The organism is Sphingomonas sp. STIS6.2, assembly GCF_000732685.2.
In the GTDB taxonomy this organism is placed as follows: domain Bacteria; phylum Pseudomonadota; class Alphaproteobacteria; order Sphingomonadales; family Sphingomonadaceae; genus Sphingomonas; species Sphingomonas aerolata.
The window spans coordinates 1-22,359 of record NZ_JPDP02000041.1; the positions used below are offsets into that span (position 1 = coordinate 1).

Annotated in this window: 14 protein-coding genes and 1 pseudogene; 4 read left to right on the top strand and 11 right to left on the bottom strand. The window is 66.5% G+C overall.

Annotated features, from left to right (window positions below; genetic code table 11):
- Positions 1 to 546 (top strand): annotated as a pseudogene (locus tag sphst_RS20865) (HWE histidine kinase domain-containing protein); the annotation flags it as partial.
- Between the two features lie 198 nt (positions 547 to 744).
- Here sphst_RS20865 and sphst_RS06250 read toward each other — a convergent pair.
- From sphst_RS06250 to sphst_RS06265, 3 genes are all read right to left on the bottom strand, one after another.
- Positions 745 to 3,633 carry a PAS domain S-box protein gene (locus sphst_RS06250; protein ID WP_043156642.1) on the bottom strand — a complete coding sequence of 963 codons (2,889 nt, stop codon included), beginning with the start codon at positions 3,631 to 3,633 and terminating at the stop codon, positions 745 to 747.
- Between the two features lie 497 nt (positions 3,634 to 4,130).
- Entirely contained in the window at positions 4,131 to 4,424 is a 294-nt protein-coding gene (locus sphst_RS20415; RefSeq protein WP_031393608.1) for a hypothetical protein, read from the bottom strand.
- 22 nt (positions 4,425 to 4,446) lie between these two features.
- Positions 4,447 to 5,421, bottom strand: a complete 975-nt coding sequence (locus sphst_RS06265) for a glutathione S-transferase family protein (protein WP_031393607.1) — start codon at positions 5,419 to 5,421, stop codon at positions 4,447 to 4,449.
- A gap of 226 nt (positions 5,422 to 5,647) precedes the next feature.
- Here sphst_RS06265 and sphst_RS06270 point away from each other — a divergent pair, with 226 nt between their 5' ends.
- Together sphst_RS06270 and sphst_RS06275 are read left to right on the top strand one after the other, a co-directional pair.
- Positions 5,648 to 6,766, top strand: a complete 1,119-nt coding sequence (locus tag sphst_RS06270; protein ID WP_234387496.1) for an SGNH/GDSL hydrolase family protein — start codon at positions 5,648 to 5,650, stop codon at positions 6,764 to 6,766.
- Between the two features lie 72 nt (positions 6,767 to 6,838).
- Positions 6,839 to 7,879, top strand: a complete 1,041-nt coding sequence (locus tag sphst_RS06275; protein ID WP_107045315.1) for a cupin-like domain-containing protein — start codon at positions 6,839 to 6,841, stop codon at positions 7,877 to 7,879.
- A 3-nt stretch (positions 7,880 to 7,882) separates the two neighbouring features.
- Here sphst_RS06275 and sphst_RS06280 read toward each other — a convergent pair whose 3' ends face one another.
- Genes sphst_RS06280 through sphst_RS06300 form a run of 5 tightly spaced genes read right to left on the bottom strand, consistent with a single transcriptional unit; the run spans position 7,883 to position 15,567 of the window.
- Entirely contained in the window at positions 7,883 to 9,634 is a 1,752-nt protein-coding gene (locus tag sphst_RS06280; RefSeq protein WP_107045316.1) for a glycoside hydrolase family 9 protein, read from the bottom strand.
- On the bottom strand, positions 9,634 to 11,136 hold the full coding sequence (locus sphst_RS06285) for a tryptophan halogenase family protein (RefSeq protein ID WP_107045403.1): 1,503 nt from the start codon (positions 11,134 to 11,136) through the stop codon (positions 9,634 to 9,636). The genes sphst_RS06280 and sphst_RS06285 overlap by 1 nt, the downstream gene beginning before the upstream one ends.
- On the bottom strand, positions 11,133 to 12,650 hold the full coding sequence (locus sphst_RS06290) for a tryptophan halogenase family protein (protein ID WP_031393029.1): 1,518 nt from the start codon (positions 12,648 to 12,650) through the stop codon (positions 11,133 to 11,135). Before sphst_RS06290 ends, sphst_RS06285 begins: the two co-directional genes overlap by 4 nt.
- Positions 12,647 to 14,050 carry a tryptophan 7-halogenase gene (locus tag sphst_RS06295; protein WP_159043541.1) on the bottom strand — a complete coding sequence of 468 codons (1,404 nt, stop codon included), beginning with the start codon at positions 14,048 to 14,050 and terminating at the stop codon, positions 12,647 to 12,649. The genes sphst_RS06290 and sphst_RS06295 overlap by 4 nt, the downstream gene beginning before the upstream one ends.
- A complete protein-coding gene (locus sphst_RS06300; protein WP_031393586.1) occupies positions 14,047 to 15,567 on the bottom strand; it encodes a tryptophan halogenase family protein in 1,521 nt (506 codons plus the stop codon). The genes sphst_RS06295 and sphst_RS06300 overlap by 4 nt, the downstream gene beginning before the upstream one ends.
- Before the next feature lie 163 nt (positions 15,568 to 15,730).
- On the opposite strand from sphst_RS06300, the gene sphst_RS06305 reads away from it, so the two are divergent.
- Entirely contained in the window at positions 15,731 to 19,120 is a 3,390-nt protein-coding gene (locus tag sphst_RS06305; RefSeq protein ID WP_051916298.1) for a TonB-dependent receptor, read from the top strand.
- Positions 19,121 to 19,221: 101 nt separating this feature from the next.
- On the opposite strand, the gene sphst_RS06310 is transcribed toward sphst_RS06305, so the two are convergent.
- The 3 genes from sphst_RS06310 to sphst_RS06320 form a co-directional block, all read right to left on the bottom strand.
- Complete coding sequence (locus sphst_RS06310) at positions 19,222 to 20,364, bottom strand: endo-1,4-beta-xylanase (RefSeq protein WP_031393584.1); 1,143 nt, start codon at positions 20,362 to 20,364, stop codon at positions 19,222 to 19,224.
- Positions 20,365 to 20,501: 137 nt separating this feature from the next.
- Entirely contained in the window at positions 20,502 to 21,977 is a 1,476-nt protein-coding gene (locus sphst_RS20870) for a DUF2779 domain-containing protein (RefSeq protein WP_234387497.1), read from the bottom strand.
- On the bottom strand, positions 21,967 to 22,338 hold the full coding sequence (locus tag sphst_RS06320; protein ID WP_051916297.1) for a hypothetical protein: 372 nt from the start codon (positions 22,336 to 22,338) through the stop codon (positions 21,967 to 21,969). Before sphst_RS06320 ends, sphst_RS20870 begins: the two co-directional genes overlap by 11 nt.
- Between the last annotated feature and the right edge of the window lie 21 nt (positions 22,339 to 22,359).

Sequence of the window (22,359 nt, forward strand, 5' to 3'; positions counted from 1 at the left end):
TTCGGATCGACCTTGATCGAGCGGGCCTTGGCGCTGGAAACGAGCGGATCTTCGACCCTGACGTTCGACCCAGGCGGGGTGGCGTGCGCGATCGTCATGCCCGCGTCGGTGGCGCAGTCTGGCGGCACCGCCTCCCACGCCTCTATCGCCCATGATGCCCCTGCGAAAGTCACAGACATTCCTACCGACAATCCGCCGCGGATCCTGATCGTTGAAGATTCAGCCATGGTGCTGATGCTCATCGAGGATGTGGTCATCGATCTGGGCTGGGACATTGTCGGTCCGGCGATGCGGTTGCCGGAAGCTTTCAAGCTTGCGTGCGAGGCGGCGATCGATGCCGCTCTCGTCGACGTCAATCTCGATGGCGAAATGTCATGGGATGCTGCTGCCATCCTCCAAGATCGCAAGATCCCGTTCGTTTTCACCACCGGCTACGACAGCGCCACCGTCCTGCCGGAGCGGTTCGCCGGCCATCCCGTGCTCAACAAGCCGTTCTCGGCCGAAGACGTTGGACGCACGTTGCAAACCTTGTTGAGCCGGCACTAAGCGTGCCGCGGGTGAATGCCGGGCAGCATAGACTGATCGACCATGCCTGGCCGCGACCGGTTGCGGACGTTCGTTCATGCTTGGCGACACCGTTAAAAAATGGCTGGCATCCAACGATGATCAACTGCGGTTCCTGCGATTGCTCTCTTTGCAGCAAGCGTAATGTCACAACCGTCCGGTTGCGACACCGCTTACGCTTCATCGACGGCGTGACACCTTCTTGAGGGCTCGCGACAATGTGTCGATCGAATAGGGCTTATGCACCAGTTCGAACCCGTGCGTACCGCTCTGCGCCAGAACCTCGCTGTACCCGCTGGTCAACACGACCGGCAGCTTAGGATACAGCCGGCCGATCTCCTGACCTAGCTCGATACCGGACATGCCGGGCATCATCACGTCGGAGAAGACGATGTCGAACCTGCCTGCATCTGTCGCCAGTTCGGCGAGTGCCTTGGAGGCGTCCATCGCCAAGACCGTATGATAGCCCAACTCTCCCAACGCCTCGGTCGCGAACATGCCAACCTCGGCATTGTCCTCGACGACCAGCACACAGGCGCCTTCGCCGAGCGGCAGGGAGTTGTCGCCTTCTTCGGCCGCTCCGCCGTCCAGCCCGTCAACCCGGGGCAGGAACATGGTGAACGTTGCGCCTTCGCCTTCGTCGCTTGTGACGACGACGCCCCCGCCGGACTGCTTCGTGAAACCGAAGACTTGGCTGAGGCCAAGGCCTGTCCCTTCGCCTACCCCCTTGGTGGTGAAGAACGGTTCGAAGATCCGTTCAATGTTGTCGGCTGGAATACCAGGGCCGCTGTCGGTCAAGGAGACCGTCACGAACTCGCCCGGCGTGGCCGGATGGGACCGTATGGCGGGCATGCCGGATGCTGCCGCAACCACGATGGACAGCTCGCCCGCGCCGTTCATGGCATCGCGCGCATTGACCGCCATGTTGACGATCGCGGTGTCGAACTGGCTGCGGTCCGCGTCGATGTAGCAAGGCTCCGTCGGCAACCGATGCGATACCTTTATGCGTGCGCCCGTCAGCGTCCGCACCATGTCGCTGACCGTCCGCACGCTTTCCGAGACATCGAAGACTTCGGGCTTGAGCGACTGGCGGCGCGCGAATGCGAGCAGCTGGTTGGTCAGTTTGGTCGCGCGTTCGGCTGTGTCGGAGATCGCGTCGATATAGCGCTGCCGGCGTTCGTCGGAGAGACCGGGCCGGCGCAATAGGTCGATAGAACCCCGGATGACCGTCAGCAGATTGTTGAAGTCGTGCGCCACCCCACCGGTGAGTTGCCCGATCGCCTCCACCTTCTGCGATTGGCGCAACGCGTCCTCGGCTTGGCCAAGGTCGGCGGTTCGCTCGGCGACGCGCTGCTCCAGCGTCTCAGCGAGCGCGCGGAGATCGGCGACAGCACGGTCGCGCTCCGCTGCGATGCTCCGCCGTTCCTCGACGTCGATCAGTACCCCGGGAAAGCTCAGCGGCGTTCCGTCGGGTGCATGGTCAACCCGACCGTTCGCTTCGATCCAGTAATATCGACCGTCAGCGCGGCGGACCCGGTATTGATGCGCATAGGATCCACTGCGGGCAATTACCGCGTTGATGGCCTCAGTCAGCCCTGCCTGATCGTCGGGATGCACCGTTGCTGTAATCTGCGCGAGCGGAATGCCGGATCGGCCGAGCGCCGGATCAAGGCCGAAGGCACGCGCGAATGCTTCGTCTACGGTGAACTGATCGCTCGGCAGGTCCCAGTGCCAGGTGCCGATGATGGCGCCGGCTTCCAGCGCGAGTTTCACCCGCTCGACGTTCTGACGTGCGACGGCTTCACTGACACGCAGGCGTTCCTCCGCTTCTCGGCGGGCGGTCACGTCGTTGAAAATAATTGCGATCTGTCGATCTGCGGGATCGCCAACCCTTACTGCGCGTACGTCGAACCAGCGCTGGAATGCCTCGGCATAATTCTCGAAATTGGTTGCTTCACCGGTCTTGGCAACATGCCCGTAGGTCTCGAACCAGAACTGCTCGAGGTCAGGTGCGAATTCCGTGACCCACTTGCCGCGCAAGTTGACGCCGGACTGGCGTTCAAAAGCGGGGTTGGCTTCGACAAACCGGTAATCGACGGCTTTGTCATCCTCGTCGAACTTGACCTCGACGATGGCGAAAGCCGCATCGACCGTGTCGAAGATTGTCTGGAAGCGCTGCTGCGCTTTCCGGAGCGCTTCGCCGGCAAGATGCTCTTCGGTACGATCACGAAGAACCTTGACGTAACCGGTATGGCGGCCGGCCGAATCCCGGAGCAGGGATAACTCACCGCTGGCCCAAAAAGGCTCGTCCCCCTTGCGCACGTGCCACCGCTCATCAGTGGCCCGCCCCGTCTCACGGGCGCAGGCCATCTCCTGTACCGGCACCCCGGCCGCGCGGTCTTCATCCGTGAAGAACAGGAAGACGCTTCGACCGATCACCTCGTCTTCCGACCAGCCCAGCACCCGTTCCGCGCCATAGCTCCATTCGATGATACGGCCTTCGAGATCGCAGGCTACGATGGCGAAGTCCTGTGCGCTATCGACGATCGCCCGCTGGCGCGCTTCGGCTGCAATCAGGCGTCCCGTTGCAACACGCTGCTCAAACTGCACCATGACCTGTCGCGCCATGACGCGGATCGTCTGCTTCTGAACCTCGGTCAGGTCGCGGGGGCGATAGTCCAGAACGCAGAGCGTGCCGATCGGAAAGCCATCAGGGGACTTCAACAGGGCGCCAGCATAGAAGCGCAGGTGCGGCTCACCCGTGACCAGGGGATTGCAGTCGAACCGTGGGTCGTCTGTCGCATCGGGGACGAGCAGGAATTCATCCTCGAGGATTGCACGCCCGCAGAAAGACGTCTCCAACGGCGTCTCACGAACGCCAAGCCCGACTTCCGCCTTGAAGAACTGGCGGCCGTCCCCGATCAGATTCACGATCGCGATTGGCGCCTCGCAGATCGCCGCCACCAGTTCGGCGATTTCGTCGAACGCCGCCTCGCGGGGAGTGTCCATCAGGTCATATTCTGCGAGTGCAGCCAATCTTTGCTTCTCGCGCGCGGGCAGATCGGTCATCGGACTCCAAAGGTTTAGCGGGTCACAGAGCTGTAGCATCGTCACCGCCAAGCTCAACGTTGGTCGTTCTTAAACTGTCGAAACTGGCCGGTTGTGATCCCCGCAGCGGCGCATGCTCTTTCCCGTTCCTCGGCGATGGCTCCATGATCTGAAATTCCTGCATCGCGACCGCTGTGATCACGGAAAGATCCGATGACAGGGAACCTCGGCATGCCTCTCACGTATGTTGGTTAACGAATATATTGTGGGATTGGGACGAGGGGTCGATGACTGAGACTGGAAGAGTTGCCTATCATCGCGACCGGGCTGAGCAAGAACGAAGGCGCGCGAGCGAAGCAATCGATGACCGCAGCAAGAATGTTCATATCGAACTGGCCCTGGCCCATGGAAAAGCGGTCGTTCTTGGCGGGCATCGTCTTCGCGCAGCGCATGATCGGTGATGCGGGCCGAAGAGGCTTGACGGTATTACTCTCGGGCGCTTGCGCAAAGAGCGCTGATCATGCGGCGACTGAGGGTAGGAACGGGATGCCGGTGTCTGTCCAGGTTCCACCGTCCGACCAAAAGCGATTGTAACACGAGATCAGGTAGTGAATGCTGTCCAGCCCATCGCATCGGAATAGATGTCGATCCGACGCGGCATGAACGATCGGCGACGCTGCAGCCGCGACAATGGATTCGAAGCTGGACAAGATGGCGATGTTCGCCAGAACGTTGTCGGGCAAGGTCGCCGTGTTTATCGGCCCGGTCGCCATCTTCGTCGCCGCGGGCTTCGAGCATTCCATCGCCAACATGTCCCTGCTGCCAATCGGCTGGTCAGGTGAGCGTCTGATCGCCTCCCGCGGTGAGGTGAGCCCAAGGGAGGGCAGGACCGACGGGCACGATTCCGCAAGGGTTGAGGTCGCGGTGGCTGGCGTAGTAATGCGCCTTGATGTGATCGAGATGCACCGTCGCGGCGATGCGCGGATCTGCCAGCATCCGTGCGACGTAAGCGTCCAACGCCGGATAGTCGGAGATGCGGCGCACGTTGCACTTGAAATGGAAGTGATAGACCGCATCGAAGCGGACCAGCGTGGTGAAGAGCCGGATATCGGCCTCCGTCATCGCCTCGCCCACCAGCCAGTCGCTGCCGGACAGCCTCTCTTCCAGCCAGTCGAGCGATTCGAACAGCGGGCGCACTGCCGCCTCGTACGCGTCCTGCGTCGTGGCGAAGCCGGCCTTGTACACGCCGTTGTTCACCGTGTCGTAGACGCGGGCATTGACCTCATCGATCTGCTGGCGCTGGGCCTGAGGATAGAGGTCCGGTCCGGATCCGGCGAACGCCGCGAGCATCCGGATGATGTCCGCCGATTCGTTCGACACGATCGTGTCGGTCTCGCGATCCCACAGGACGGGTACGGTGACCTTGCCGGAATAGTCCGGCCTGGCGCGGGCGTACAACTGCCACAGGAACTCGGCGTCGTGCAGCGGGTCGCCACTACCGCCGCGGCTCGTGCCGAAGGTCCAGCCATTGTCCAGCATGACAGGATCGACCACCGAGACGCCGATCGCATCCTCCAGTCCGTGCAGCGCGCGCACGATCAGCGTCCGGTGTGCCCAGGGGCAGGCATAGCTGACATAGAGGTGATACCGACCGGGCGTCGCCGGATGGCCGGGCTGTCCGTCTTGGCCGGGGCTCCCCACCGGGGTCAGCCAGTCGCGAAAGCCCGCATCCTGCCGTTCGAACGCGCCGCCCTTGCTGTCTTCCGTCACCTTGCCCGCGTGCCACGCGCCGTCGATCATTCTACCCATGTCATCCCTCCGTCGAAAACGGACCTCAAGCAAGATCCGCCACCGTTTCCCCTCACGAACGACCAACGGCTCTTTTCGTCCCATGCGATGGCTTTGGCGCCGGGTTCGGGATCGGTCGCCCCGATCAAGCAAACAGCGGCCGCAGGCGGACGGTCGCGTCCACCACGCCGGTCGCCGGGTCGTCGCGAAAGGGATAGGAGGTGCAGGAGCGGTAGGAGGTTTTCGAATGGCAAAGCATGGTCGGATGGTAGGGATGGCGGCTGGGTTGATGATCCTCGCGGCGACGGTCGAGGCTGCCGCACAGCCTCGCGTCGAGCGCCTGACAGAGAGGCCTGTCGCGCTGACGCTGTTGCCGGCCGCGATGCACGGCCGTTTCGAGCGCAAAGGCGCGGGCTTTGTCCGCCAATGGCCGGGCAGTTATGCCGAGACGGCGTTTCGGGGCTCGGCGGTATCGTTCGACGTGGGGCCGGGCGAGGTGGCACTTCACGTGCTCGTCGATGGACGCAGGATCACGACGCTCGTCAAGCCCGTCCCCGGCCTGTACCGCGTCGCCGGGATGCCCGCCGGCCGCCACGTGTTGCGCATCGAGGTCGCTTCGGAAAGCCAGTCCGGTCCGACCGGCATCGGGCCGTTCTTCGCCGAGCGGGGGACTGTCGGAGCGAGGTTGAAGCAGCGCGCGCGGCAGATCGAGTTCGTCGGCGACTCGCATAGCGTCGGCTATGGTGTGACGTCGTCCAAACGCGAATGTACCCAGGACGAGGTCTGGGCGACGACAGATACGTCGCGCGGCTTTGGCGCGCTGCTCGCCCGCCGCTACGGCGCGGATTACGCGGTCAATGCGATCTCCGGGCGCGGGGTTGTGCGCAACTATAGCGGGTTCGCGGCAGACACGCTGCCGGAAGCCTATCCCTTCACCCTGTTCGATCATCGATCCCGTGCCAACGCGCCCGGCTGGCATCCGCAGGTGATTATCGTCTCGCTGGGCACCAACGATTTCACCACACCGCTTCACGCCGGCGAAACATGGGCGAGCCGCGACGTGCTCCACGACGATTACGAACGACGCTATGTGCGCTTCGTGCAGGAGCTCCACGCACGCGATCCACGCGCACAGATCGTGCTGTGGGCCACGGACATGGCCAATGGCGAGATCCAGGCGGAGGTGGCCAAGGTTGCTGCGACCTTGCGCAAATCCGGCGCGCCGTGGCTCACCTATGTCCCGGTCAACGGCCTTTCCTTCAGCGGGTGCCACTCGCACCCCTCGCTCGCGGATCAAACCGTGATTGCCGACCGGATCGCGGCGGTGATCGACGCGCGCGTTGTGGGATGGGCGCGGCGACCCTGATCGACGGACGGCCGGTTCGTCGGGCCGGCAAACGCAATATGGCGCGGCGCATTATCCTGCTATCGCAGGAGGATGACGATATCGCATCCTGCCCCCACCGATGCCCGTGTCGAGGAACATGCCGCGGTCGACGCCGCCACCTTTGCCGCCGAGATCGCCCTGCGGGACGCGCCGATCGTGTTGCGCGGTCAGGTCGCGCACTGGGCCAGCGTCCGGGCTGCGGCGGGTGGCGATCGCGCGACGGCGGCGTATCTGACCGGGCTCGGCGATGGCGGCAAGCCGATGGAGGTGCTGATCGGCGGCCCGGCGTTCGGCGGCAAGTTCTTCTATCGCGGCGATAATCTGGAAGGGTTCAACTTTCACCGCGAAAAGGCGCCGCTCGGCGTGTTGCTGAGCGAATTGCTGCGCCTGTCGGACGTTCCCGAAGCCGAACGGCACATCCTCTATGCGAACGCAGCGACCGCGCCCGAGCATCTGCCGGGATGGGCGGCGGCGAACCCGCTCGACCTGCCGATGGGCGGGGCGACGCCGCGGTTGTGGATCGGCAACGGATCGCAGACCGCCACGCATTATGACGGGTCGACGAATCTCGCCTGCGTGGTCGCGGGCGAGCGGCGGTTCACGCTGTTTCCCCCCGATCAGGTCGGCAATCTCTATCTGGGGCCGCTCGACCGGACGCTGGCGGGGCCGCCTTCGAGCATGGTCGATCCGCTCGCGCCCGATCTGGAGCGGTATCCGCGCTATGCCGAGGCGCTCGGTCACGCGGTGGTGGCCGATCTGGGGCCGGGCGATGCGATCTTCATCCCGGCGATCTGGTGGCATCACGTCCAGGCGTTCGGGACGCTCAACGTGCTGTGCAACTATTGGCGCGCCTATGATTCGAGCGTGTCCGCGTTCCATGCGGTGGTGCACGCGATGATGGCGGTGCGCGACCTGCCCGCGGCGGAGAAGGCGGGGTGGCGCGCGTGGTTCGAGCATTATGTGTTCGCCGACGAGGCGGCGGCGGCGGGCGATCATCTGCCCGCGCCCGCGCGCGGCGTGCTCGGGCCGGCCAGCCAGGACCGGACCGAGCGGATGCGCGGCTATCTGCTCAAATCGCTCCAGCGCCGCTGAGCGTCAGTCGCTATCGAGATAGGCGGCGACCCAGACGAGCGGCGCGTTCCAGTTGATCGCCACCTCGTTCAGCGCATAGGCGTTGATGTCGTCCGTCCAGCAGCGTTGCGGCGCGCACCGGCCTTTCAGTTTCACGGCGACCGGATCGACCATCGCGCTGTTGTTGGGGCCGCCCGACACCACCCCCGGCGGCGGCGGTGGCGAAGATGCCGACAGCTGATGCGCCCAGAACCGGTGATGCGGGTTGGTCAGCGGCTTCCAGCCGGTCCCCGAGACATAGGATTGGCCCAGCGGATTGCGGCCGAGGATATAATCGGCCGCATCGACGACGCCGGCGCGGTAGCGCGCATCGCCGGTGAAACGCTGTGCGAGGCCGAGCAGCATCGCGCGGTTGAGGATGCTGGAATTCGACCCCCAATTATAGGTCTGCGACGCGTAGGGGATGCGGTAGCCGGTGCGCGTGGTTTCGGCGAGGAAGCCGTCGGCGGCCGCGACGATCGCTGCACGCGCTCCATCGCGGATCGTCGCGGGCACGCCGCTTGCGGTCGCAAGCGTGATCATGCCGAGTGGTGCGACGCTGGCCCAGCCGGGTTCGCCGGTCGCGCCGGTCGCGCCGGTCGGCAGCGCTTCGCGGTAGGCGGCATCGCCGGTCGTCGCGAACAGTTCGGCCGCAGCCCAGGCGCGTTCGTCGTCGAGCGTCTCGTCGCCATAGCCGCCACTGCCGGTGAAGCCCTGCGCCGCGAAGATCGCGGGGTTGCGCTGCGCGGCGGTCCAGGCGGCGCGCGCGGCGGCAAGGCACCGCGCTGCGAAGGCGGGATCGATCGGCTGCCACAGCCGCGCGGCCTGGGCTGCAACCGCGGCAAGATTCAGCGTTGCCGCGGTCGAGGGCGGGTAGAGGAGCCGCGGTTCCTTGTCGTCGGCGGGTGCAGTCGGCAATGTCGTCCAGCGCGCGTCGGCAACCTTGTGATGCGCCATGCCGCCCGCGTCGACCGGCGTCAGCGCAAGCCTGCCCGAGCGATCATGCGGCCCGATGGGGAGTGCGACGCGGGTGCCTGTGGGGACCTGCATCCGCAGCATCCACTCGATTTCCCACCGCGCTTCGTCGAGCAGGTCGTCGCGGCGGTTGCCGGCTTCCGGCAGCCGCGCCTGACCATCGGCGAACACACGACGCGCAAGCCCGGTCTCGTAGAGATTCTGCAGCGTCCATACCGCGATGCCGCCGTTGACGACATATTTGCCGTGGTCGCCCGCGTCGTACCAGCCGCCGGTGACGTCGAGGGTGTAGGGGCAGCCGGACCAGACATTGCTCTTCTCGTCCGCGCCCGAAAAACAGGCGGCGACCTCGCGCGGGTGTCCGGCCGCGCGCGCCCAGCGCTTGCCCGCCCAGCGCGCCTCGATCGGCGTGCCGGCGCGCTGCTGGTAGAAGAAGTTGAGCGCGTCCAGCGCGAGCGGGGCGTAGACGTCCTGGCCGACGCGGAAGCGGCCGCTTTCGGTCCCGTCGACGCGCAGCCGGTAGTTGCCCGGGCGGGTGAGCGCGGTGAAGCGCGCGACATGGACATGATCGCCCGACGCCGCGTCGTCACCGCCGACGCTGGTGCGTCCCGTCAGCACGGTCTTGCCAGCGTCGTCGACCACGACCCAGTCGAGCGGCCGCGTCGCGTGATCGGCGACGATCGCAAGCTTGGGGTCTTCGGGACGGAAGCCGAGCTGGTTGATGTTGATGACGGCGGCGGCGAGCAAGAGGGCGATGGGCATCAGATTGTCCTGTCCTGGCCCAACCGTGCCAGCGCGTCGGCATGGGGGGGCATGTGCGTCAGCGAGGTGGCGACGACGCGCTCGATCTGGGCGAGCCGCTTTGCCGCGTTGGCGAGCGGCAACGCGTCGCAGATGGGATCGTGGCCCGCCACGGGTGCGTCCTGTCCGGTCAGCAGCGCGAGCCAGCTGACCTCGTTGAACAATTCGTCCGCTTCGCGGAAGATGCGTCCGCCGGCGCGGAACAGCGCGAGCTTTTCGGTGAGGCCATCCGGGATCGGCGCCGCCGCGCGCTCGCGCCAGAAGGGTTCGGTACGGGCATTGAGGTGGTAATGCGCGACGAGGAAGTCGCGGATCCGGACGAACTCGCCGGTCATAGTGCGGTTGTACCGGTCGACGATCGCCGGGGCAGGGGGAACGCCTGTCGGAAGCATCCGCAACAGATGCTGAAGCCCGCTCTGCACCAGATGAATGCTGGTCGATTCCAGTGGCTCCATGAACCCCGCCGCCAGGCCGAGCGCGATGCAGTTTCCGCTCCAGAACCGGGTGCGGTGCCCGGTGGCGAAGCGGATCACGCGCGGGTCGGCCAGTGCCTCACCGTCCAGCCCGGCGAGCAGCGTCGCGGTCGCTTCGTCCTCGCTGGTGTGGCGGCTGGAGAAGACATGCCCGTTGCCGGTGCGATGCTGCAGCGGGATACGCCAGCGCCAGCCGGCGGGTTCCGCGATCGCCCGCGTGAGCACGAGCGGCGCGGCGTCGGCGGCCGAAGGGACCGCGACCGCGCGGTCGCACGGCAACCACTGCGACCAATCGGTCCAGCCGGCCCGCAGCGCGCCCTCGATCAGCAGCGCGCGAAACCCGGTGCAGTCGAGGAACAGGTCGCCCTCGATACGGCTGCCATCGGCGAGATGGATTGCGGCAATTCCGGCGGGGCCACGCTCGACGCGGTCGACTTGGCCCTCGCGCCGGACGACGCCGTGTGCCTCGGCCTGCGCGCGCAGGAACGCGGCGTAGCGGCCTGCGTCGAAATGATAGGCATAGCCGATCCGCGACAGCGGTGAATCGCCGTTCGCGATCGGGCGCGAGAAGCGGCCGGCTTCGGCGGCGCGGGCCTCGAGCGAATAGGCGCCGAGCGCTTCGGCGGCCCCCGCCTGGCGGGCGCGCAGCCACTGCGCGGCGAACGGCACGCCGGCGATGTCGGTCCCGATCTGGCCGAACGGATGGACGTAGGAGTCACCCGGGCGCGTCCAGCCCTCGAAGCGGATCCCGAGCTTGTAGCTGCCGCCGGTCGCGCGGAGGAAGGCGTCCTCGTCGATCCCGAGCATCGCGTGAAAGGTGCGGATCGGCGGGATCGTCGCCTCGCCGACGCCGATCGTGGCGATGTCGTCCGATTCCACGAGCGTCACGCGCGTCCCGGCCGCGCCCAGCAGGCGGCCGAACGCGACCGCAGCCATCCAGCCCGCGGTACCACCGCCAACGATCACGACCGATCCGAGTGTGCCGGTCATGCGCGCACCCGCGTCGGGCAAATGCGGGCGAGATAGTCCTCGTGCCGGGGCATTCGCGATGCGGCATCGGCGAACATCGCGCGCAGCCGGTCGAACCGTGCATCGACCTCGCGCGTGTCGACCGCGTCGGCCAGCCGGTCCCAGCCGTCGGGAACGATGCCCTGGCCCAGCAGCACCGCGACCCAGCTCGCCTCCGCGAACAGATCGTCCTCCCACCGGAACAGCCGTCCGCGGCGACGCCACAAGGCGAGTTTCTCGCTCAGGCTGTCGGGGATCGCCCGCGCACGCGTCTCGCGCCAGAATGGCGAATCCTCGCGGCGCGTCGCATGGTAATGGAGGATGAGGAAGTCGCGGACCTGGTCGAACTGAGTCGCTGCCAGCCGATTATAGGTGTCGATCTCGACCGGCGAGAAGCCCTGGTCGGGAAACAGGGCGAGCAGTTTTGAGATGCCGGTCTGGACCATGTGGATGCTGGTCGATTCGAGCGGTTCGGTAAAACCGGAGGCAAGGCCCAACGCGACGACGTTGCCGATCCACTGCTTGCGCCGCCGTCCCGCGGTGAAGCGCAGCAGGCGTGGTTCGGCGAGCGGGGTGCCGTCGACCCCGGCGCGCAGCGTCGCCGCGGCCTCATCGTCCGAACAATGCGCGCTGCTATAGACATAGCCGTTGCCGGTGCGGTGCTGCAGCGGGATGCGCCATTGCCAGCCGGCCGCGCGCGCGGTCGAACGGGTATAGGGGGTGATCGCCGCGCCGGCGTTCGCGGCCGGCATCGCGACGGCCCGGTCGCAGGGCAGCCAGTGCGTCCAGTCCTCATAGCCCGCGCCCAGCGTCTGCTCGATCAGCAGGCCGCGGAACCCCGAACAGTCGAGGAACAGGTCCCCTTCGATGACGCGGTCGCCGGCCAGCGTGACGTGGCGGACATGGCCGGTCTCGCCGTCGAGCGCGACATCGACGACATCGCCTTCGACGCGCACGACACCGTCGCGCTCGGCGCGGCCGCGCAGGAAGCGTGCATAAAGGCCCGCGTCGAAATGATAGGCGTGCGCCATCTGCGACAGCACCGACGCCGGGTCGGGCGAGGGGGGCATGAACCGTCCCGCGCGCGCGGCGACCGCGCACAGTGAATAGGCCTCGATATCCTCGACGATCCCGGCCGCGCGGCGGCGACGCCAATATTGGTGGAAGCGCACACCCTCGATATCAAAACCGAACCCGCCAAAGGGATGCAGATAGCGTTCGCCGAGCGCACCCCAGTCGACGAATTCGATCCCGAGCTTGAAGCTCCCCGCGGTCGCGGCGAGGAATTCGGCCTCGTCGATTCCCAGCATCGCGTTGAAGCCGCGGATCGGCGGGATCGTCGCTTCGCCGACGCCGACGGTGCCGATCGCGTCGGATTCGATCAGGGTGATGCTTGCTCCGGTCGGGATCAGCCGGGCAAGCGCGGCCGCCGCCATCCAGCCGGCCGTACCGCCGCCGACGATGACGATGCGGCGGACGGGGGCGCCGATCGTCATGCCCGCGTCCGCAACGCGGCCATCGCCTGCGCATAAGGGGGGAGCGCGCGGACCTGCGCGATGACCCGCGCGCGCTGCTCGGCCAGATGCCGCTCGATCGCCGCCAGCGGCACTATGTCCGCGCGCGCATCGTAACGGCGCGGCATGAGGCCCATCGCGTCGAACATCACCGCCCAATCCTCTTCCTCGAACACTTCGTCGTCATACATCGGCAACCGCCCGCGCGCCGCAAACAGATCGTATTTGGCGGCGAGTGGTCCGGGTAGCGATGCCGCGCGGCGGTCGTCCCACAGCGCGCCGGCGCGACCGGCCACGGCATAATGCGCGATCAGGAAGTCGCGCGCGCCCTGCAGCGCCCCGGCCACGGTGCGGTTGAAGGCGGCGGCTTCGACGGGTGCCTCCGGTCCGGCGGGCCAGAGCTGGATCAACTGCGCGAGCGACCGCAGCAGTAGCGTCAGTGCGGTCGGGTGCAGCGGTTCGAGCAGGCCCGCGGCGGCGCCCAGTGCGACGCAATTGCCGCGCCATGCCTCGACACGCCGCGCCGCGCGGAATGGCTTGCCGGTGCCGCCCATGCTGCACGTCAGCCGCACATCCGCGCCGTCGAGCGGCCAGGTCGCCGTCCAGCCCGCGTCCTGCGCATCGACCTGCGTATAGGGCGGGGGGGCGCCCTGCGCGGGCACTGTCTCGGCATGCGTGCGGTTGCAGGGCAACCAGCGGGACCAGTCCTCGGATGCGGGGCTGGTACGGCTGGCGATGCGCGCGTCGGTTCCCGAACAGTCGAGGACGAGCCAGGGTTCGATCCCGGTGCCGTCCGCGAGGGTCAGCCTCTCGACGATGCCGTTCGCTGCGATCTCGGCATCGACGAAGTCCGCGGAGGCGCGTTCCGCCCCCGCCCGCAGCGCCGCCCCGCGCAACAGCGCTTCATAGGGCGCGACGGGCAGATGCAGCGCATGCGCGATCGGCGCCCCGGGTGCGAACCGGCCCGCCTGCGCGGCGACCGCGGACAGCGCATGATCGGCCAGCCGGACCGGGTGCCCCGCCGCGCGCAGCCGTCCGGCGAGCTGGTGAAACGCGATGCCCTCGAGCGGCGCACCGGTCTCGCCATAGGACAGGAACGCCGCCGCGCCGTCGGCCCGCCAGCCGCCGAACGCGACGCCCAGCGCATGACCACCGCCCGTCATCCGGACCAGCGTCGCCGCATCAAGACCGAGATCGGCATGGAAGCTCGCGAGTGCCGGCGGCACCGCGATCACCGGCGCGAAATCGCCCAGGCCATCGCCGCCGGTGCCGTCGTCGATCACCACCACGCGGTAGGACGTGCGTGGCAAGCGCTGCGCCAGCGCCGCCGCGGCGATCCAGCCGCACAGGTTCGCCCCCAGCACCGCGACCGTAGCCGTCACGCGGCAGCCCCGATCCGCGCAAGATAGTCCGCATGCGTCGGCATCCCCTCGGCGGTGCGGCGGCAGGCGTCGGCGACCGCCGCGACACGCGCGCGCGACTCCGCGACGGGCAGTGCGGCGACGAGGGGGTGGATGCGTTCGGGCATGATTCGCTGGCCATAATAGACCGCGAGCCAGCTCGCCGGCAGGAACATGCCCTCGCGATATTGTTCGACGATGCCGCGATCGCGAAAGGCGGCGATCTTCCCGGCCAGCGAGGGGGGCAGGTCCATCGTCCGCATGTGGCGCCAGAACGGCGTGTCGTCGCGCTCGGTCGCGCAATAATGAAGAACCAGGAAGTCGCGGACGCGGTCATATTCCAGCGCCATCGCGCGGTTGAATTCCGCGGCATCCGCAGGGTCGAGCACGGCGTCGTTCGGGAACAGCTCGATCAGCTTGCCGATGGCCAGCTGGATCAGGTGGATGCTGGTCGATTCGAGCGGCTCGAGGAACCCGGCGGAAAGGCCGATCGCCACGCAATTGTCGATCCATTGGCGGTGCCGACGCCCGGTACGGAATCGCAGCATCCGCGGCTCGGCCAGCACCTCGCCCTCGAGAGTGTCGAGCAGCACCGCGCGCGCGCGGTCCGGATCGGTGAAGCGGGTCGAGAAGACATGACCGTTCCCGGTGCGATGCTGCAGCGGGATCCGCCATTGCCAGCCGGCGTCGCGTGCGGTGGCGCGGGTATAGGGGACGAGGGGGCCGGCGTTCGTCGTCGGGACCGCCCAGGCCGCGTCGCAGGGCAGCCAGTGCGCCCAATCCTCGTGTCCCGCCTTCAGGGCGCCTTCGATCAGCAAGGCGCGGAACCCCGAACAGTCGACGAACAGATCGCCCTCGATCCGCTGCCCGTCCGCCAGGCGAAGGGCCGCGATACCGCTCGGGCCCCGTTCGACGTGCTCGACGCGACCCTCGATCCGCGTCACGCCGCGGGCTTCGGCATAGTCGCGCAGATACGCGGCATAGAGCCCGGCATCGAACTGATACGCATAGGAATAGGTCGACCCGACCGATCGCGGATCGTCGAGCGGCGGCGTGAACCGCCCGGCACGCGCGGCGACGATCGGGAGCGAGCAGGCGGCGAGCGCGGGCGTCTCATCCGGCTTGCCCCGGGTCGCGTGGAGCCAATGCTGATGGAATGGCAGTCCGTCGATGTCATGGCCGAAATCGCCGAACGGATGGATGTAGCTGTCGCCGATCCGACCCCAATCGCAGAACTCGATGCCCAGCTTGAACGTCGCCTTGGTACGCCGGACGAAATCGGCTTCGTCGATACCCAGTCTTTGATTGAAGAACCGGATGTGTGGCACCGTGGCCTCACCGACACCGACGGTGCCGATCTCCTCGGACTCGACCAGCGTGATATCGGCCAGCCGTGCCGCGGACGGCGTACCGGTCGTGAGACCGAGCGTCGCCGCGGTCATCCAGCCTGCGGTACCGCCACCAACGATAACGATGCGTAGCCGAGCACGTTCGTCCAATTCCACCCCCCGACTATGTTGCAATCATGCAACAAGCCTAGCAATTCACTAAAAAACCGTCCGATTCAGTCTAGGCCGAACTCATCCCTCTCGCTACCAAACATTGTAAGAAAAAAGCGCTTACAAATGATAGCGCTAACACAATGAGGGGGTGCCGGGAGTCATGGCCAAGTTCGAGATCACACGCGCCGCGCGTCGCGGGAACCTCCTCAAAGGTGGTGCCTCCTTGCTTGCGCTGTGCCTGGCCACCGCGCCAAACGGCGCTCTGGCTCAGCAAGCCGATGCCGCCGCCGGCCAGACCACGCTGACGCCGAACGCGGCCGGGCGTACCGCATCTTCTGATCGCACTGCGGCGACGGTGGCCGGGGCGCCCCAGGCGGGCGCGGCACAGCCCTCCGCCAACGGGCAGGTGCCCTCGGGCGGTGCCGAGGTGACGCAGGCCGAGCAGTCGACCGCAACGCCGCAGGACGAAGCCGCCGATCAGGACATCGTCGTCACCGGCATCCGCCAGAGCCTGAAGAGTGCGCAGGCGATCAAGCGCAATTCCGAAGTCGTGGGCGATTCGATCTCGTCCGAAGACATCGGCGCGCTGCCCGATCGTTCGGTCACCGAAGCGCTGCAGCGCGTGCCTGGCGTGTCGATCAGCCGCTTCTCGGCCGGTGCCGATCCCGATCACTTCGCGACCGAAGGGTCGGGCGTCACCGTCCGCGGCCTCAGCTACACGCGCTCCGAGATCAACGGCCGCGATTCGTTCAGCGCGAACAACGGCCGCGGCCTGTCCTTCGCCGACGTGCCCGCCGAACTGCTTGGCGGCGTCGACGTGTTCAAGAGCCCGTCCGCCGACATGATCGAAGGCGGCATCGGCGGCTCGGTCAATCTGCGCACGCGCCTGCCGTTCGATTCCACCGGACTGGTGCTGGGTGGGACGCTCGAGAACAACTACGGCGATTTCGTCAAGAAGTCGGCACCGACGGTCTCGGTGCTCGGCAGCAACCGCTGGGAAACCGGCATCGGCGACTTCGGGGTCCTCGCCAGCTTCGTGCGCTCGCAGGTCCGCAGCCGCGCCGACAGCGTCCAGATCTCGAACTGGGGCGAGCGCGTGATCGGCGCCGACGGGTCGCTGTTGCAGCCGGTCGACGCGACCACCGGCGTGGTCAACACCGGCCGCACCGTCTACGTGCCCCGCGGCGCGGCGATCCGCAGCCAGGAATTCAACCGCACGCGCTACGGCTATTCGGCCGCCGGCCAGTGGCGCAGCCCCGACAAGTCGATGACCGCGACCGCGCAGTTCCTGCGGACCGACTCGCGCGAGGCGTGGACCGAGAATTCGATCGAGGTCGCGACCGACAACGTGCTGGCGGCAGGCGACACGCAGCCCTTCCCCGGCACCAGCTTTGCCTATGACGACGATAACGTCTTCACCAGCGGGATCATCACCGGCCCGAACGGCTATCGCGCCGATCAGGATCCGGCGAACGGCGGCGACCAGCGCACGCCGAGCAACGGCCTGCAGAGCAACAACATCTCGCGCGGCAACCAGTCGCGCTTCCGCACCAACGACGCCAGCTTCAACCTGAAGTGGCAGGCGACGAACCGGCTCGGCATCAACCTGGACTACCAGCATGTCTGGTCGCAGGTGAAGGTCACCGACCTGACGGTCTGGGGCACGACCTTCCAGAATGCCGATATCCGGCTCGACGGGACCAACCCGGCCTATGTGAACTTCATCCCCGTGACGAACACGCCGAACAATTACCAGAACGCCGCGCACCCGAGCTATCTCGACGCCTATAACAACTTCTACCGTTCGGCGATGGACCATATCGAGGACAGCGAAGGCAACGAGGATGCTGCGCGCATCGACCTCGATTATTCCTTCCCGGAGGATAGCTGGCTGACCTCGGTCCGCGTCGGCTATCGCTTCGCCGATCGCCAGAATGAAGCGCGTTCGACCGGCTATAACTGGGGCGTGCTCAGCGAGATCTGGGGCGGCGGCAACAACCAGGACAATGCAGCGGCGCCGACCGGCCCAGGTGGCCCGGTCTGGTTCGATCGCCCGATCGATGGCAATCCCGTCACGCGTAATACGGGCAATCTCGGCCCGCAGCAGGCCTTCCTCTACGACAACTTCTTCCGCGGCAAGGCGAACGATTCGTCGAACGGCGGGCGCGTGTTCGTGCCAGGGTCGTTCCTCCAGGATTATGGCGCGGCGACGCAGGCGATCAGCCAGATCGCGCAGGAATGGCGCAACTTCACGAGCAACCTGTCGGGTGCCAATGGCTGGGTGCCGCTGGCAAGCCGTGCCGGTGTCGTCGCCGGGACGCCGTTCCTGCCCGGTGAGATCAACCCGGTCAGCGAGCGCAACAACGCGGTCTATGCGATGGCGCGATTTGGCAACGACCTGTCGAACGGCTGGAACCTGAGCGGCAATATCGGTGTGCGGTACACCAAGACGGATCGCGTCTCGTCGGGCTTCTTCGCCTTCCCGCAACAGTCGTTCAGCTGCGTCGCGCCGACCAACGGGCAGCCGGTCTCGCGGTTCTGCGCGTTGCCGCAAGCCGTACGCGACGCCGCGGCGGCGTTCCAGAACGGCAGCACGACGCCCAACGACGCCAAGCTGAGCTACGACTATTTCCTGCCGAGCTTCAACGTGAAGCTGGCGATGGGCGGCGGTCTTCAATTCCGCGCGGCGTTCACCAAGAGCGTCGCTCCGCCGGATTTCGGGCTGACCCGGTCCTATTACAACATCAATCTGAACACGAGCGACCAGACGATCCTGTTCAATGGTGCGCCGGTCGCGACCTTCCAGGTCGGCAACCCGTTTCTGAAGCCGGTCCGTGCGGACAATTACGATGTGACCGCGGAATGGTATTTCTCGAATGTCGGCCAGCTCACGCTGTCGCTGTTCAAGAAGGACCTGTACGGCGTGCAGACCAACAGCCTGCAGCGTCAGAGCTTCACCAACAACGGCGCGACATTCGACGGGATCATCACGACCCCGCTGAACTCGACCGAGACGGGTCGCGTAAAGGGGTTCGAGGTCGGCTATCAGCAGACCTATGATTTCCTGCCGGGGTTCCTGAGCGGGTTCGGTCTCGCGGCCAATTTCACCTACGTGAAATCGTCGGGCGTGTCGCAGCAGAATCTCGACTCCGACGATCCCAACGTCACAGCGGGGATCATCTCCAACGTCGACACCAGCGGGCTGCCGTTGCAGGGGCTGTCGAAATACCAGTTCAACTTCGCGCCCTTCTATCAGCGTAACGGGCTGGAGGTACGCGCCGCGTATAACTGGCGGTCCAAGAACCTGCTGACGATCCGCGACGTGATCGTGCCGAACTCGCCGGTCTACGCGGAGAAATACGGGCAGCTCGACGCCTCGATCTTCTACGCGGTGACGCCAGCGATCAAGATGGGGTTCCAGGGCGTCAACCTGACCAACTCGATCACGCGCACGTCATATGTGATCAACGATGATCTGCTGACGCGGCCGCGCAACTGGTTCATCGCGGATCGCCGCTTCACCTTCTCGATCCGCGCATCGTTCAGATAAGCGCGAAAGGGTCGGGCGGTTCGGCCGACGCTCCCGATTTTCTTCCCGTTCTCCCCCCTGGGCGCCGCGCGACAATCGCGGCGCCCTTTTTTGTCTGGGCGTCAGGTGCGGGGCGGGGCGGCAGCAAGCGCGGCGGCGATCGCTGTGTACATCGGTTTGGGCTTGAACGCGGCGTCATAGGGGCAGGGGCGGCGGCGGGCCTTGTCCTTGCGCGGCTCGAACCCCTCGATCCAGCTATAGCGGTCGGTCATTCCCCACAGCAGCACGTCGCGAAGCTGCGGATAGGCGAGCATCACGTCGAGATAGCCGCGCGTGAAATCGGCCACCGCCTGGTCGCGGACCGTGAAGTCGGCAGGGAGTGCGTTGTCGCGGACGTCGAGCTCGGTGATCACCAGGCCATAGCCCATCGCGGTGACCGCATCGAGGAAGCGACGCCACTCGCCCTCGAGCCCTGCGATCGTCGCGCGCGCGTCGATCCCCTGGGTGACGAGGTGAGACTGTACGCCCAGCGCATCGACCGGCACGCCGCGCGCCTTGAACCCTTCGAGCAGCTTGAGCACGCCGGCGCGGTGCGTGGCGTTGCCGTGTTCCCAGCTCATATAGTCGTTATAGACCAGCTGCGCGTGCGGCGCGACGCGGCGCGCGGTGTGGAAGGCGAGGTCCAGCGTTGCCTCGGGGCTGCCCAGCGCGCGCGACAAAGCGGTCTGGTACAGGCTCGCATCCTTGGGATCGACCGCCTCGTTGACCACGTCATAGCTGCGGATCCGCGTGCCATAGCGGCGGCATACCGTGGTGATATGATCGACCAGCAGATGTTCGGCGGCGCGCGCGGGGGTCGCGCCGAAATCATGCGCTTCTTCCCAGCGCGGCATCCATTTGGGCTGATGCCACAGCAGATTATGCCCGCGCACCGGCAGTGCGTTGGCGTCCGCCCATGCCATCATCGCATCGAAGCGGGCAAAGTCGAAGGCGGTCGCGCTCGGCCGCAACGCCTGCCACTTCATCTCGTTTTCGGCCACGAGCAGACCACAGTCGCGCTTGAGCAGGTTGGCGTAGGCTGGGTTCGCGAACGAGCCGCGATCGGCACCCGGGGCACCCCATGCGAAACTCGATCCCACCCGCATCCCCTTGGCCGCGGCGATGCCGTGCAGGCCGGTCGGCGCGGGTGCGGCCGTCCCACGGGCGCCGGCCGATACGGCAAGACCCGTCAGCATCGCCAGCCCGGTGCGTCGCGTAATTTCCACAGCACATCCTCTCTTTTATGATAGCGCTAACGCTGGCGGTTTCTCCGCAACAGGTCAATCCCGAAGCCTCTGGTTTGATACGCAAACTGGATGGCCGAAGACGCAACGGTTCGGTGGCAAGCGGGCCCTGGACGTGTCTATGCAACGGGGGAAGGCGGGCCCGGTTCAATCAGCCGTTCTGCAACGACCCGCATCGCCTCAACATCCCGGCCGCAATAGAGGCGCAGGGCGGCATCGAGTTCGGCGCGGCGCTCTGGCGTAGATGCGACGTCGACCGCTTCGCGATACGCCGCGACCGCGTCGCCGCCGTCCCGTACGGCCAGCGTGGCATAATCAAGATGCGGTGCGATCGTCGGCAGGACCGCCTTGATCGACCAGCTTCCGCGCTGGTCCCGGTGGTACCAATGGTCGCGGGTGACGGGCAGCAGGTCGACGATGCGCGCGGCGAGATTGTCGAGCACGGCGGCGAGATCGGGGTAGGCACGCGCGAGGCGCAGCACGACGTCGCGTTCGAAACGGGCGTGCCAGGCAATGACCGCGCCGGTCCATGGCAGTGCGGCAAGCGCCTCGGCACAGGCGCGACGCGGATCATCGCCGCTCAGATCGAGAAACTCGCGCCGTACGATGCCGTGGTCAGCGGCTTCGACATCCGCGACGAATTGAAACGGCCTTTGCTCATAGGGCGAGCAGCCGGGCCAGACCGGCACCGCGTCGCTGACGGTTTCGAAGTCCAGCCAGATGCGCGGATACGACCAGCCGGCCATCGCCTGCGCAGCGCCCGCGGGATCATGCTCGACCTGCCCAGTCATCGTGGCGCGGTGGACGCGGCGGTCGGTGTCGGAGCGCAGATCCTCGACTGGGACGAGCGTCAGGTCGTCGATGCCGCGGCGCAGGAACGCTTTGCCTGCGCCGCGCGGCAGGATCGTCACGGGCCAGTACGGACCTGCGGGCAAGTTTTCATGGCAGTGGTCGACGAAGGCGCAAGCGTACGGCGCGTGGCAGTGATCGCCGACGATCGCCGCAGGTTCGCTTTGTGTAAGCAAGGCCTTGGCCGCACCGATGCGCGCGCCTTGTGTCGCCACGATCGGCGCAACCACCGCGGTCACGTCGGTATCGACGAACAGCCCGCCGCGGTCCCCCGAGCGGTCCAGTGTGAAGTCCCGATCGAGGTGGCGGACGTGAACCGATGTGATGCGGAGGCCGTTGGCGGCGGCGACCCAGGCCTGAGTCGCGAGTGCGGCGAGATGGTCCGGCTTTGCCTTGGTCGAACCGCGAACGGCAATGATGCGCCAGCCGTCGCCATCCGGTTCGAGGATATCGACGATCGCCTGAACGCCGTCGTGCAGGAACTGCGCGCCCGCGATGGTCTGGCGCGTCGCAATCGCTGCGCCCGTCGCTGCTGACGCTGCCGATCGACCGGAGGCGGGGTCGATCATGACCATGTCAGGCATTTGCCGCCGCGCCTCGGCAGCAATCACATGCGCGGTCGCCCGACGATCGGCGGCATCGTCCGCCAGGCCTGCGCTGTCGGGCCGAAACGTCATTAGCCACAATTGCCGCGGGCACCGCTCGAACGCGGCGAGGCGCGATGGCGAGAGCGTGTCAGGCGGCAAAATCACACCCCTCCATCGACCATCCGTCCCAGCGCATCACGAGGTCCCGCGCGTCGCGCGACGTTGCGGGATCGACCGCGACCGCGTCGATCCGTTCGGCCTGGCGTTCGATCAGGCCGAGCCATTTGGCGCGGACCGGCTCGACGTCCGCCGGGAGCATGTAGCGATGCCATAATCGCGCGACGCGTCGTTCGATGAAAAGGCGCTCGAGCACGTCGCGCGTGCGGTCCAACGGCAGTCCCGCATGGCTGCGCCGCAATTCGCCGACGATATGCGACGGATAGATCTCGCGGCGGGTCTTGAGCAAATCGAGAATGGCCCGTTCGATCATCGTCTCGTCGATCGCCGTGGTGGTCGGCATGAAACCTCCGTCAAAGGGTGC